Origin of the sequence: Chloroflexus sp. (genome assembly GCF_034435895.1) — a bacterium.
GTDB lineage: Bacteria > Chloroflexota > Chloroflexia > Chloroflexales > Chloroflexaceae > Chloroflexus.
The window spans coordinates 1-15,402 of record NZ_DAOTWH010000086.1 but is presented as its reverse complement, the minus strand read 5'-3'; the positions used below and the strand labels follow the sequence as shown (position 1 = coordinate 15,402).

Here is a 15,402-nt window from a genome sequence, read left to right as displayed (position 1 = left end):
CAGCCGGAAAATCGCTAAAGGTTAGCCGGTAGCTGCCCGGCGGCAGGTTATCAAAGAGGTATTCACCGTTGCTATCGGTGGTCGTCGTGCGGCTGAGATCATCCGCCGTGCCGAACACGCCATCCGGCCCGGCCCCGGTCAGGGTGACGGTCACGCCACTGATACCGGGTTCGCCGGCATCTTGCACGCCATCGCCGTTCACATCGCGCCAGACCCGGTCGCCAATACTGGCCGGCCGGTAGAGACCGGCGTCCCACGTCAGGTCAGCTTCGCCTGACACCAACACGGTCGCGCTCATCGCGCCGCTGGTTGGGTTAGCGTCCGAATCCACCGCATCATCCGTGCCTTGATTGGCCGCGGTGAATTCATACCCGCTCGGCCGCACCACCGTCACCGTGTACGTACCCGGCGCCAGACCTTCGAACAGGTAGAAGCCAGTGCTATCGGTAGTGGTGGTGCGATTGACCGCCACTCCCGCGCTGGTCGTCCCGCTCAGCGTCACCGTCACGTCGGCGATCCCAGTCGTACCGTCGTTCTGGATACCGTCGCCATTCACATCCAGCCACACATAGTTGCCGATGCTGGCCGCGCCAAACAGACCGGCGTCCCACGTCGGGTCGGTCTGGCCGCTGACCAACGTGAAGTTGGCGGTGCGTCCGGTCGTCGGGTTGGCGTCCGAATCGAGCGCATTATCGCCCTGATCAGCCGCCGTGAAGATATAGCCGCTGGGCAGGTTGCTGAAGACAATGTAGTACTCGCCGGGCAAGAGACCGGTGATGCTGTAAGAACCATCAGCCAAGGTCGTCGCCGTCCCCGCCACGGAGTTATCGCTCGCGCGGTAGAGGGTTACGGTCACGCCGGAAATTCCCGGCTCGCCGGTGTCTTGCACCCCGTTGCCGTTGCGATCTTCCCAGACGAAGTTGCCGACGCTGGCCCGGTTGAAGACACCCATATCCCACGTCGGGTCGTTATCGCCGGCGGCCAGTGCGATCACCGCCGTCTGGCGGGTGACCGGATCGGCGTCGCTGTCGATCGTGTTGTCGCTGCCCCGATCTTGCGGGCTAACATCGGTGTAGCCGGTGGGCAGGGCAAAGCGGACGTAGTAGTTACCGGGGATCAAGTGGCTGAAGCCGTAGACCCCGCTGGCATCGGTGGTCGTGGTCGCCACCGCCACATCGTTACCGCCGCCAATCTGACCATCAGCGCCGGTGCTGTACAGCTCGACGGTCACGCCGTTAATGCCGAGTTCACCGGCTTCTTGCAGACCATTGGCGTTCACGTCGTGCCAGACCCGATCGCCGACACGGGCATGGCGGAAGAAGCCGAAGTCAACCGTCAGGTTACCGTTTTCGCCATCACCGTCGATTGCGATCGGCGGCTCGTCGCCGCGGGTGAGGGTGATCGGCAGGCTATCGACATTGCCGCCGGCGCCGGTCGTACCGTTGTCGTCGTTATCGACGTTATTGTCGGGATCGGGCGTTGAAGCACCCTCGTAGACGCCAGTCGAGCGGCCGTTCGTGCCAGTGCTCGAGACAAAGCCGGCCAACGGTTGGCCCGTCGCGAACTGGCTGGCCGGAATGCGCACGATGTAGTCGCCTTCGATCAGGTCGCTGAAGGTGTAGCGACCGCCGCCTGCCGTGGTGGTGAAGGCGACGAACTCATCTGCATCGACCTGACCGTTGCCATTGCTGTCGAGGTACAACTCGACGCGCACGCCGTTGATACCCGTTTCACCGGTCTCGAACAGACCGTTGTTGTTCACGTCGTTCCACACCAGATTACCAAGCGTCAACGGCTCGAAGAAGCCGAAGTCGAGGGTCAGGTTGCCGTTGGCGTCATCGCCGTCGGTGGTCGGCTCGAACGACGGGTTGAGCGTGATCGGCCGGCTGACCACACCACTGCCGGGCACGTCAGTGCCGTTATCGTCGTTATTAACATCGTTATCCGGATCGGGCGCCGGCTCGTATGGGCCAGTTGCCGCGCCGTTGGCGCCGGTGCTCGAGCGGTGGCGGTAGAGCGGCTGGCCTTGCGTGAAATTGCTCTCTGGGATGACCACGATGTAGTCACCCTGCTCAAGGCCAGTGAAGAGGTAGTTGCCGTTAGGGTCGGTAGTCGTGAAGATGACGAACTCGCCGGCATCAGGCTGGCTGTTGCCGTTTTGATCGCGGTAGAGTTCGACCCGCACGTCGGGGATGCCGTTCTCGCCGCTATCCACCAGACCGTTGTCGTTGCTGTCATACCAGACCAAATTGCCTAGTGTGAGCCGCGGGTAGAGACCGAGATCCCACGTCAGGTCATTGTTATTGCTTGTGCCGAGCGTGATCGTCGCCGTGCGCAGGGTTACCGGATCGACATCCGAGTCAACCGCATTATTAGCGCCCTGATCAAGCGGACTAATCGCGTACTGCGCCGGAATGTTGCTAAAGACCAGATAGTACGAACCGGCGATCAGGCGATCGAAGAGGTAGCTCGTCGCCGCCGTTGTCGAGGTGCGCGTAATTGGTTGGATGCCCGGCATCACCGGATCGCCGTCAAGCGGCTGGTTGGTCGTGGCATCGTAGATCGTGATCGTCACCCCGGCAATGTTGGTGGTTTCGCCAGCATCCTGCAACCCGTTGCCGTTGACATCGAGCCAGACCCGATCGCCGATTTGGGCCTCATCGAACAGACCGAAGTCGATGGTCAGGTTGCTGTTGGCATCAATCGCCGGGTTCGTAATGCCGGACGGCAAAACGGTATCGGCCTCGCCGGTGGGCATCAAGCCAACCCGCACCGTGAAATCCGGACTGCGTTCATTGGTGCTGCTGGCAACCGCCGTACCGTTGTCGTTGTTATCAATGGCGTCGGTATCCGGATCGAGACCCGGCTCGTAGGGGCCGGTCGCCATGCCATTGATGCCCGTACTCGACACCAGCATCCCGTTCGAAACCACCTGAATGGCGTAGGTGCCGCCATCACGCAAACCGCCGAAGAAGTAGCGACCACCATTGTTGGTGTTGAAGGTGGCAATAACGGTGGTGAGTTCGGCGCCCTCTAGCACGCCATTGCCGTCAGCATCGTAGAGCAACTGCACCGGCGTATTATTGGCAACACCAGCCTCGCCAGCATCCACGACGCCATTGTTATTGGCATCGATCCACACCCGATTGCCGACGGTCAAGCTGTAGAAGCCGAAGTCAACAGTCAAGTTGGTGTTACTGTCGCCATCTTCAGCGGTTGGCTCGCCGTTAACGCTCAGCGTGACCGCCCTACTCGCGACCCGATCAATCGCGACGCCGGTCACAACTCCCACATTCGGCCCAATACCATTGTCGTCATTATCAACGTCGTTATCGGGATCGGACGTGCCGGTGCTGTCGGCGGCATTGCCGCCATCGCTGCTGCGGAAGAAGCGCAACGCGCCGGATGCGTTGAAGTTGCTCGCCGGAATGACGACGAGATAGTCACCGGGGACGAGGTTATCAAAGCGGTAGAGACCACCGCCGGCAGTGGTGGTCGTTGCCACCAGCGTATCAGTGACGGCATCGTAGATGCCGTTACCGTTGGTATCGCGGTAGAGCTGCACCGTCACATTATTGATGCCGGGTTCGCCAGTATCAACCGTACGGTTGTTGTTGTAGTCGTGCCAGACGAAGTTACCCAACGCCAACGGGCGGAAGAAGCCGAAGTCAACCGTCAGGTTACCGTTATTGCCGTCACCGTCGTCGGTTGGCTCATCTTGCGAGCGCAGGGTGATCAAGGCCGCGCGCACGTTGCCGCTGCCGTCGGTGTCGCCGTTGTCGTCGTTATCGACGTTATCGGGATCGGGCGTTAAAGCACCCTCATACGGGCCGGTGGCACTGCCATTGATACCGGTGCTTGAGCGGAAGGCCGGCATAGTGCCGCTCGGCCCTAACGCCCCACCGGCGGCGAAGTTACTGGCCGGGATCTCGACCAGATAGTTGCCCGGATCAAGATTGGCAAAGGCATAGAACCCGCCGCCGCTGGTGGTGGTCGTCGCCACCGGCGTATTCTCAGCAGGATCGATCGCGCCGTTGCGATTAGTGTCGTAGTACAGGTTGACGGTCACGCCGTCAATGCCGCTTTCGCCGCCATCGAGCTGGCCATTGTTGTTCACATCGTTCCAGACCCGGTTGCCGAGGTTGACCAATTGGTAGAGACCGGCGTCCCACGTTTGGTCATTCTGGCCGGCAACCAGCGTGATCAACGCGGTGGCGCCGTTCGTCCGGTCGGGATCGCTATCGGTGGCGTCGTTGCCGCCCTGATCGCGCGGACTGCGCACATATCCAGTAGGCAGGTCGAAGACCAGATAGTAGTTATTCGCCGGGATCAGGTAGTTAAAGCCGTAGATCCCAGAACCATTGGTCGTGGCCGTAGCGATCAGGCTATCGCCGGCACTGGGGCCAGCGGTGCCATCATCGTCACGGTAGAGTCGCACTGTCACCCCGCTAATGCCCGTCTCATCACCGCCATTCTGCACGCCGTTGGCGTCGCGGTCGAACCAGACCAGATTGCCGAGGCTGGCCGGGCGGAAAAGACCGAAATCAACCGTCAGGTTGCTATTTTCGTCGCGGGCTGGGTCGCTGATCGCGCCGGGCAGCGGATCGGTCTCGCCGGTCGGTTCGGTGTTGGGCCGCAAGCGCACGATCGAGCTGCGGACGACGCTGCCGCTCCGGGTACCGTTATCGTCACTGTCGGTACTGTTGGTATCGGCATTGGGCGCCGGCTCGTAGAGGCCGCTGGCGCTGCCGTTCGTGCCAGTGCTCGAGACATAGCCACCCGGCAAGACCACCTCAACCAAGTAGTCGCCTTGCACCAAACCGCTGAACAGGTAGTAGCCGCCGTTGCTAGTCGTTGTGGTTGCCACCGGCGTCGTCTCGCCGGAATCGTTGACATCACCGTCGCCGTTGAGGTCACGGTAGAGGCGGACTTGCACGCCATCGATCTCGCTCTCGTCGGCATCGAGCACGCCGTTGTTATTCACATCTTCCCACACCCGGTTGCCCAGCGAGAGGAGCTGGTAGAGACCGGCGTCCCATGTCGGATCGTTCTCGCCCGATTCTAGATCGATCGTGATCGTCGTCGCAGTCGCCGCCACGCCGGTGGGCACATCCGAGTCGGTCGCGTCGGTCGCCGCCGCCGCATCACCCACCGTAAAGGCGTAGCCAGCCGGGCGAGTAAAGCGGACGCGGTAGAGGCCGGGTTGCAGGTCGGTAAAGCCGTAGCTGCCGCTACCATTGGTGGTCGTCGTCGCCAGCGTATCGTCGGCGGTGCCGAAGGTGCGATCACGCCCAGCTCCAATCAGCGCGACGGTTACATTACTGAAGCCGGGTTCGCCTGCCTCTTGCACACCGTTGCCGTTGAGGTCTTCCCAGACCAAATCGCCCAAACTGGCCGGAATGACCAGACCGGCATCCCACGTCAGATCATTCTCGCCTGATTCAAGCGTGGTAAAGATCATCACGCCGCTGGCATCAGCATCGCTATCGTTGGCATCGGTCGCACCGGCTACTTCGGCGGCGGTAATGTCGCGGTAGGTAAACCGTTCGCCGCCCGGCGCGGTGACGGTGATCTGGTATGTGCCCGGCGCGAGATTGGTGAAGCTGTAGAGGCCGCCGCCGGCAGTGGTCGTGGTCTGGTTGATCGCCACCCCCGCGCCGGTCGCTCCGTTTAGTGTCACAGTAACACCATCAATTCCAGCTTCACCGGCGTCTTGCAAACCATTGCCATTGGTATCACGCCAGACGTAGTTGCCGATGCTGGCCGGCCGGTAGAGACCGGCGTCCCACGTTAGGTCTTCTTCACCCGATTCGAGCGTGGTGGAAGCCATCACACCGCTGGCATCGGCGTCAGAGTCACCGAGATCGTCACCTTGATTGGCGGCGGTGAAGACATAGCCAGATAGCGCCGTGACGCTAACGGTGTACGTTCCCGGGACGAGGTTAGCGAAGAGATAGAAGCCGTTCACATCGGTCGTCTGCGACAGCGTAACCAGATCGCCGGGGCCGGTGACGCCGGTCAGCGTCACCGTCACGCCGGGAATCGCTGGCTCGCCGGCATCTTGGCGGCCGTTGCCGTTGCGGTCTTCCCAGACGAAGTTACCGATGCGCGCCAACCGGTAAAGGCCAAGGTCGTACTGCGGATTATTGCCCGACACCGGCGTAAACGGCGCCGTCTCGAAGCTGCTGTTGGCGTCACTGTCGAGCTGATCGTCCGTGCCGCGATCCTGCGGACTGCGGAAGTAGCCGGTTGGAATCTCGCTGAAGCGGATGCGATACGTACCGGGGAAGAGATTGGTGAACTGGTAGAGACCGTTCAGATCGGTGTAGGTCACATCGAGCACCGCGTTGTCGCTGTCGCGCAGTAACTCGACCCGCACGCCGGGCACGCCATCGGTCTCGCCGGCATCTTGAATGCCATCCGCATTGCGGTCAATCCAGACCCGATCGCCGACCGTGATCGTCTCGAAGATACCAGCGTCAACCGTCCGGTTATCATCACCTGAAGCAAGCCGGACAATGCCGGTGCGCCCGTCGAGCGGGTTGGCATCGCTATCGAGCGCGTCGTCGCTGCCCTGATCGACGCGGGTGAACGAGCGATTGGCGGGCAATTGGTCAAAGACGACGTAATACTCACCCGGCAACAGACCGTTGAACAGATAAAGGCCGTTGCTATCAGTCGTCGCAGTCCTCACCGGCGTGGCGCTGCCGGTCGTGAAGAGACGCACCCGCACCCCCTGCACGCCGGTTTCGCCACTATCCTGAATCCCGTTCACATTAGCGTCGAACCAGACGTAGTTGCCGAGGCTGGCTGGGTTGAGCACACCCATATCAAGGGTGAGGTTAACCGCGCTCGCCGCCAACTCAACGATCGGCGTGCGCCGGTTGTTATCAACGTCGCTATCGGTCTCGTCGGTTGCCGCAGCCGCGTCACGCGGGCTCAGCAAGCTGTAGCCGGGAGCCGCACCGAACTGAACGAAGTAGCGGCCGGGCGTCAAGTTATCAAAGCGATAGAAACCATTGCTATTGGTCGTCGTAGTGTCAACCAGCACATCATCGGCGGTGCCGGCCAAACCGTCGGGGCCGGGTTGGTAGAGCGATACCGGCACGTTGGGCACGCCGGGTTCGCCGCTGTCTTGGCGGCCATTGCCATTGATGTCGTGCCATACCCGGTCGCCAATGCTGGCCAACTGGTAGAGACCAAGATCCCAGCGCAAATCGTTCTCACCGGCGCTCAGGGTGGTCAGCGCCGTCAAGAAAGTCGTTGGATTAACATCCGAGTCAGCATTATCGTTCCCACCCTGATCCTGCGGACTAACAATATAGCTGGCAGGCACGACAAAGCGCAGATAGTAGCTGCCGGCCAACAAATTGTCAAAGCGATAGAGGCCATCAACATCAGTGACGGTGGTATTGAGCACACTATCCGCGCCGTCGTAGAGCACGACTTGCACGCCGGGCACGCCAGCCGTCTCGCCGGCATCCTGAATGCCGTTGGCGTTGAGATCGAGCCAGACCCGATCGCCGATGCTGGCGGTCGGCACAATGCCGAAATCCCACGTTGGATCATTCTCACCCGGACTGAGCGTAGTCGCAGCCGTCTGGCGCGAGACCGGATCGGCGTCACTATCGAGCGTATCATCCGCCCCCTGATCGCGCGGGCTAGCGTGATAGCCGCTGGGCAGGCCAAACTCAACGTAGTACACATCCGGAACAAGGCCGGTAAAGGTGTAGATGCCGTTGCTATCGGTGGTCGTGATGGCCACCAACACGCTGCTGCTGGGCCGGTAGAGGCGCACTTGCACCCCACCCACCCCCGGTTCGCCGGCATCTTGGATGCCGTTGTTGTTGGTATCGCGCCAGACCCGGTCGCCGATGGAGGCAAAGATGAACACTCCCATATCCCAATTGGGATCGTTCTGGCCGGGCGCGAGATTGATCAGCGCGGTGCGGCGGGTGGTGCGATCAGCATCGCTATCGGCGGCATCATCGGTGCCCTGATCGGTCGCCGTGATCGCATACCCAGCCGGTGGCGGTCCAAACTGGACGAAGTAGCGGCCGGGGGGCAGGTTGGTGAAGCTGTAGTTGCCACTGGTATTGGTAGTCGTCGTCGCCACCAATTCATCATCAGCCGTGCCGGCGACGCCATCGTAGCCGGGCCGGTAGAGGCTCACCTCCACCCCGCTCACCCCCGGCTCGCCGGCATCTTGGATGCCGTTGTAATTGAGATCATTCCAGACCCGATCGCCAAGGCTGGCCGGCGTCGCCACCAGACCGGCATCCCAGCGCAGGTCGGTCTGATTGGCGGCCAGCGTAATCACCGGCGTGAGACCGGTCGCGTCAGCATCGCTATCGAGGGCATCGTTCGCCCCTTGATCGGGCGTGGTGAAGCTATAGCCGCTCGGCAGACCGCTAAAGCGCACTTGGTAGGTACCGGCGTTCAGACCGGTGAAGCCATAACGGCCAGCGCCATCGGTAACGGTGATGGTCGGTTGTACACCCGGAGTCGCCGGATCACTATCGATCGGATTGCCGCTGCCATCGAGCAGCTCAACCGTCACGCCGGGCACGCCGGGTTCGCCGGCATCTTGGATGCCGTTATTGTTGGTATCGAACCAAACCCGATCGCCAAGGGCAGCGCCACGGATAAAGCCGAAATCGAGGGTCTGGTTGCCGTTGGCGTTATCACCATCGTTCACCGGCTCGCCACCCACCGAGAGCGTAATCGGCAACGAGCGCACAGTGCCGCCGTTCAGATCGCCGTTGTCGTCGTGGTCAACATCGTTATCGGGATCAGGCGCCGGATCATTGCCGCTGCTAGTGCGCATACCGAACAAGGCGCCGCCGGGGGCGAAGTTGCTGTCATCAACCACCACAATGTAGTTGCCGGCGGCCAAATTGGTGAACTGGTAATAGCCGGCTTCACCGCCGACCGTCATTGTCACCGAGCTGCCGATATGCTCGCCGGGATCAGGCTGATCGTTGTTGTTGAAATCACGGAACAGGCTCAGCGACACGCCATCGATGCCGGTCTCGCCGTTGGCCGGCTCGTAGCGGCCATCGTTATCGCGGTCGTACCAAACTCGATCGCCCAGCCGGAGCGTGCCAGATGGCACGAGCAGACCGGCGTCGCGGCTGCGATCAAGTTGATTTGCCGCTAGCGTAAAGACGGTCGTGCGGCCAGTCGTCGTATTCGCGTCTGAATCAGCCTCGTCGTTGCTGCCGGCATCGGCCGTGGTGAAAGTAAAGCCGGCGGGCAAGACAAACTCGACGTAGTAATTGCCGGGGCTAAGGTCACTAAAGATGTAGTAACCGGGATTGCCAAGGAAATCGTCGGCGGTAACGGTCGTCGCCACCAGCGTATTGTCCGAGCGATAGAGCCGCACAGTCACGCCATTGACGCCATCGCCGGGAGGCTCATCTTGAATCCCGTTGCCATTGCGGTCGATCCAGACATAATTGCCAACCGCCGTCACCGTCACCAAACCCACATCCCACGTATCATCATTCTCGCTTGCAAGCAACTCGGTTACGGCGCTGTAGCGGCTCGACGGATCAACGTCCGAATCGATCGCATCGTTGGTGCCTACATTCGGGGTGGTGAAGCCATAGCCAGCCGGCGGCGTCACGCGGATATAGTAACTGCCGGGCGGAATATCAGCCGGATCAGAGAAGAGATAGAAACCGGGATTACCGTTATTATCCGGGCCAGAGATGGTAAAGCCAACCCAGCGATCGCCGGCGCTGGGGCCGGTAATACCATCGTTATCCTCGTAGAAATCAATCCGAGCGCCATTGACGCCAACCTCACCAGTATCTTGGATGCCATTGAGATTGGCGTCGTGCCAGACATAGTTGCCATACGAGGGCGGCAACACCTCTCCCCGTTCAATACCGACGCGCGGCGGTTCCGCAGCTAGCAACGGGTTGCCATTAATATCGGTGGCGCGGTAGCCAAACGAGTTCCAAGCCACTTGGCCGGGAGTGCCGCCAACTGGCGCGCGCATCGGCCACGTAATCACCACCGAGTCTTGGGGATAGAGAATCCGGCTGCCAAAATTGATCCGGATCGAGCGCACGGTGGTAATATCAGCCGGCAACGAGGTTGACCATTGCGGATCGACGCAGCCGGGTGAGTCGATTGGATTACCATTGATATCAGTCAGGCCAAGATCGGGATTCCGGCATGGATTATTGGTCGTGCTGTAATAGACCGTCGCGCCATCGGGCACGCTAATCGGGCCGGCCAGATACGGCTGCCATTCGCTTCCGCGTGGATCGTTGAAACGCACCACCCCAACATCGCCAACCCACGGCAAAATATCGATCAGCACCAAATTGGTCAGCGCGACCGAATTGGTATTAGTAATAATCAACTGGTAATCGGCCATACCGCCGGGAGTGGTTTGGCCGACATCAGGGTCACGCGACCATGCCGTATCGAGCTGGCCCATCACTAGCTTGAGCGAGCTGGCATTCGCCGCAGCGGCCAGCGTGAGGCTGGTAATTGACGACGAGCAGATCAATTCGGAGATATTGCCATCACCATCAAAATCATAACTATCAGGGTTTTGCTGATGGCACTGATCGAGAAAAATTTCACTAGACGGATTGGCAAAGCTCGCCAACGAAGCGGTATTGTTGATCGTTCCGGTCAAGGTGCGCGGATCGATCCGGGCACGGAAGCGCAGGGTAAACGCTGCATTCGGCGGCAAGCTATAGCTATCCCAGCGCCAGCGCAGCAAAGTGCGGCCAGTGCCGTTGTAATTCGGAATGGTCTCGAAGACCGGATCAGGCGCGCCGGACGGTCGTGAGACCACCGACCAACTGCCGGGCACATAACTTAGGCTCGTCACCAGCAAATCGGCCAACACCGGATTCGCCAACACCGCCGCCGGCGTCCCAACCTGCTCATTCTGCAACGTAATCGTATACTCTACCGTATCACCCGAATAGGCGATGGCTGGACTAACCGATTTGGTGACCATCGCGCGCGCGCCGGGTTCAACGATCCGGGTGCGCACTTCATCAATGCGGGTTGAGGTATAACCATTAAAGGTATAGGCACTGGTTGCCTGATTGACGAGCACCGCATTAATTGGACTGGTAGTGACAACGGCGCTGAAATTGTGGCCAGTGGCGCTAAAACCAAACGGCAGCGGAACGAGATAGCGCCAGCGAATGGCCGTAATCCGCTCGTCGGGGGCTAACGTCAGCGTTGCGCAACCGCCGCCGGTGGCAGGGGCAATATTAACGCAGCTTGTAGTAGTAAATGGACTACCGGGAACCGCAGTAAAGGTCGGGTTAAGACTCGTCGTATATTCGAGCGCAACCGGAATGCCGGAGGCGCTTCCGCCGCCAGCGGTGATGCGCGTCACCTGCAACTCCGGCGGCACTGGATCGGTAATCACTACATCATTCAGCGCCGTGGTGCCGGTATTCACTACGCCGAGGGTATAGGTCACAGTATCACCAATCAACGCCGAAGCGGGGCCACTCTTGCTCGAACCCAAACCGGGGGTGGGCGGCTGGATGCGGCGCACGTCATCATCGGTCAAGGTCAACGTCACCGAACCGGCCTGCGCCGTGACATCCATCACATTCCGCACCTCAGTGCCAACCGGGAAAGCGGTGGATGGAAACACGACAACCACCGTGCGGGTAGCGCAGAGACTACTCGGCACGGTCAGGCTGGTCGCCGGCCACGTCACCGTATTCGTGACATTATTATAGGTACCGCCATCAGATGCGCTCACAAACGTCGCGCCGGCGGGCAGAGTATCAACAATCTGGACATTCGTCAGATTGAGCGCAGCAGAGCCATTATTCGGAATACAAACCTGCAATTGGTAGGTCGTCGGCACATCAGGCGCGCCACCGGAAACAAAGGTCTTGGTCGCAACCGCGAGCGGTTCGGCGCGAGCCGTAATCGTCAGCGGGTTCGAGAGGTGCGGCGGCGCAGTAGTCGAGCGCATCTCGGCACGGAGGGTAGCCGTCGTGCCATCAGGCGTCGAACCAGCGGGGAAGCGCACCCGCAGCTCGAGCCGGCCCGTATCACCAGCGGCCAGCGGCGAAGTAAACGTCCACGTTACCGTGCGGGTTGCCGGATTATACGAGGGCGACGTCCCAACGCCGAGGGCTTGGACATCACCAGCGCCGCCGGCTAATTCGGTCGGGATCACGACCGTTACGGTGGCATTTTCGCACGGCGTATTCAGCACGCTCGAACAGCTATAGTCAACATTAATGACTGACCAATCGCCGCTATTCACCACCGGGAAATTGGTGCTGAGCGCCACGTTGACGGTTGCGTTCGCGAACGCGACATCAGGCCGCAATCCCACAAAGGCTACAGCTATGATCAACAACAAGCTGAGGATGGAACGGCGAACGACAGTAAATTGGCGTGACATGTACGTAGCCTCTTATAAACAACTGGTGTTATGACAATACCGGCACTACCTTTCGGCAGCAGCCGAAAGCTGACCGAAAGGTCTTGTGATAGTATACACCCTACGACGAACAGGTGTATTACCAGAAGGACATCGCGATGGTAACTATTAAAACCCCGTCTTCTGGCAACACCTAATTGTTGCGAAATAGCAGCGGTAAATAAGGTGCACAAGCGCTGCATTTTGATCCGACTACTAGCGCGAATACCGGCGCGGTCGGCAAAGGCATATCGACATACGTTGTCCAGCACGACACAATCAACTCTGCTACCGAATCACTAGCGATGTGTGAACGGAATCCATCTTGAGAGGACGCACCGCAGCATCTACAGCACGAGATGCTTTAGCAGCAGTCGCGGATTATCTCTTAAACCGCTAAGACCTGCGCCGCAGCATACGGACTGGTTGCGTATGCCCATGTTGAGATGAAACTCTGAAACATCCCCATACCGTGATGCTTCAGCCGCCGCCGCGGGTTCTCATGCCTTCTTGAACGGGACCAGATAGCGTCGAAGGCTTAGATGCAGTTTGCCCAGTAGATGCTAGATCGATTGGCGCAACTATTTTATCTCTGTGTAGAGAGTCCACAACCAGCAATCACACCATCAGCAACACAAATAGTATCAACTGCCATGCAATTGATAGTAATACTCATTCAATCCAAACTCGACGATATTCCTAGGCATTTCAGAGACATCTAATAGAGTTACCCTCGCCAAACGCCCCAAATAAGGTACATATATGCAAAATTTTGAGGTTGACAAGCGATTGCACAATTTTTGCAAATATTGCACATGCCTGTAATATATGCTATACTCGCTGCGAAAAGAACATTCCGAATGCCTCCATATATCTACAGTGATCGCTTGCCGCGTCTGCCAACAGCGAGATAGTCGTTGTACCCGGAAAAAGTAGTACGCAATCTGCGCTACAGGTTTATTCGCCTCATCTAACCAACTAGAAAGGTGTGCGTGATGGGTCTGCTCCGTTTCGCCGTCAAAACCTTTCGCCTCTCGCTGATGCGGGTAGGCGCCGGATGGATGTTCGCGCTCTTGACGTTCAACTTCAACCGGGTCACGATTGCCGACCTCGGCGCGATGGCGGCTATTGTCACCACCCTGATCGGCCTGCACCACTTCATCTCGTTCTTCCAAGTGTATTGGGGCCGCTTCACCGACCGCTACCCCATCTTCGGTCTCCGGCGCACCCCTTACGTCATCTTGTCAAATATCGGCGCAGCGTTAATTTTCATGGCGCTGCCGAGCATTGCGGTCGGGCTTGGCGAACGCTCACTGGTGGCAACGATCGAGGCATTCGCGTTGATCTTCCTCTTTGGCGTGTTGATGGCAATGAACGGCAGCTCGTCGAACGCCCTGATCGCCGAAGTGACGACGCCGAAAGAGCGCGGCGCGGTGGTAGCGTTTATTTGGGCAACAGTGATTATCAGCGGAATCGTCTCGGCCGGCGTATCGCGCGTGATTATGCCGCAATACTCGCCCGAGTCGATGCAATATCTTTACAACCTGACTCCGATCATTGTGACAGTGACGGTCTTGCTGGGTGTGCTTGGTCTTGAGAAACCGATCACGCCGGAGGAGCACCGCAAGCTGCTGCTAGCTGCACCAGAAAAGGGCGAGGCCGGCCCGCTGGAGACGTGGCGGACAGCAACCAGCCTGATGGGGCGCAACCCGCAGGTGCGCGGCTTCTTCCTCTTCGTGCTGTTGGCGATTATGGGCATCTTCTTACAGGATGCCATTCTCGAGCCGTTTGGCGCTGAAGTCTTCAAAATGCCCCAGAAAGACACCGCCGCCTTTCAGCAGATGTGGGGCGCGGGAGCGCTGCTTGGCATGCTTAGCATCGGCATATTGTCGAGCATCTTCCCCATCCAGAAGAAGACGATCGCTACTCTTGGCGGTCTAGGGATTGCCGGCGGGTTGGCTATGCTGATGATTTCCGCGTTTAGCCATCATCGCGAGATCATCAATCCAGCGCTCGTCATTATGGGGTTAGGCATCGGCCTGTTCAACGTCGGCGCACTGGCGATGATGATGGAGATGACGGTCGAAGGCCAGACCGGGCTCTATATGGGGATGTGGGGCATGGCGCAGGGTCTCGGCAACGGCTTCGCGAACGTGATTAGCGGCTTGGGCCATACGGTGATGATCGAGGGCGGGCTCGTGTCGCCAGCGGTCGGTTACGGGCTTGTCTTTGGTCTCGAAGCCTTGCTGATGGTGACAGCGATCGGCATCTTGCGCGGCATCTCGGTGCAGGAGTTCAAGGGTCTGACGCGGCAAGAGATTACGACTGCATTGGCAATGGATACCGCTTCGTAAGGTGTGATTGAAAAAACCTATCAGCCCGCGCCAATGGAAAGACATAGCCGATATGGCTATTGAGATTACCTTCGATAAGATTGCTAGCGTCTACGACGCACAACGCGCACACCCACCCGAAGCAGCCATCGCTATCGGACAAGCCATCGTTGTCCAGACCGGTAATGGCGCGAGTATCCTTGAGATTGGGATCGGCAGTGGCCGGATAGCTCTTCCCGTCGCTGCCGCTGGTGCAGATGTGATCGGGATCGACGTTTCGGGCGGGATGTTAGCAACCGCGCGAGAACGAGCCAAGGAAGCCGGCTTGCCGCTCTGGTTGATCAAAGCCGATGCGCAAGCGTTACCCTTCGTTGATGGCGTCTTCGATGCCGTACTGGCCGTCCACGTGCTGCACCTGCTGCCAGATTGGCGAGCGGCGCTGGCCGAGATGGTGCGGGTAGTGAAGCCGGGTGGGGCGATTATCCAAGGGGTTGACTGGCGCGATCCAGCTTCGTGCGTTGGCATGCTGCGCGGGCAATTGCGGCAAGCAGTGATGGATTTGTTGCCCGGCGCGCGACCGCCCGGCGCTGGCGCAGCTGTGACCCAACACCTTGCCAAACTCGGCGCGCCGGCGGGCGA

Annotated in this window: 3 protein-coding genes; 2 read left to right on the top strand and 1 reads right to left on the bottom strand. The window is 59.5% G+C overall.

Annotation, left to right across the window (positions count from 1 at the left end; genetic code table 11):
• The coding region (locus tag U9R81_RS05160; protein WP_322494448.1) for an SdrD B-like domain-containing protein at positions 1–12,412 on the bottom strand (12,412 nt) is incomplete at its 3' end.
• A 1,013-nt stretch (positions 12,413–13,425) separates the two neighbouring features.
• Between U9R81_RS05160 and U9R81_RS05155 the strand changes: the two genes are divergently transcribed.
• Entirely contained in the window at positions 13,426–14,784 is a 1,359-nt protein-coding gene (locus U9R81_RS05155) for a BCD family MFS transporter (RefSeq protein ID WP_322494447.1), read from the top strand.
• Positions 14,785–14,836: 52 nt separating this feature from the next.
• On the top strand, positions 14,837–15,402 hold a 566-nt coding region (locus U9R81_RS05150), incomplete at its 3' end, for a class I SAM-dependent methyltransferase (protein ID WP_322494446.1).

What these genes read in the sequence shown, in the direction of transcription:
- U9R81_RS05155 (WP_322494447.1), top strand. Translation starts at nt 13,426, where the DNA reads ATGGGTCTGCTCCGTTTCGCCGTCAAAACCTTTCGCCTCTCGCTGATG.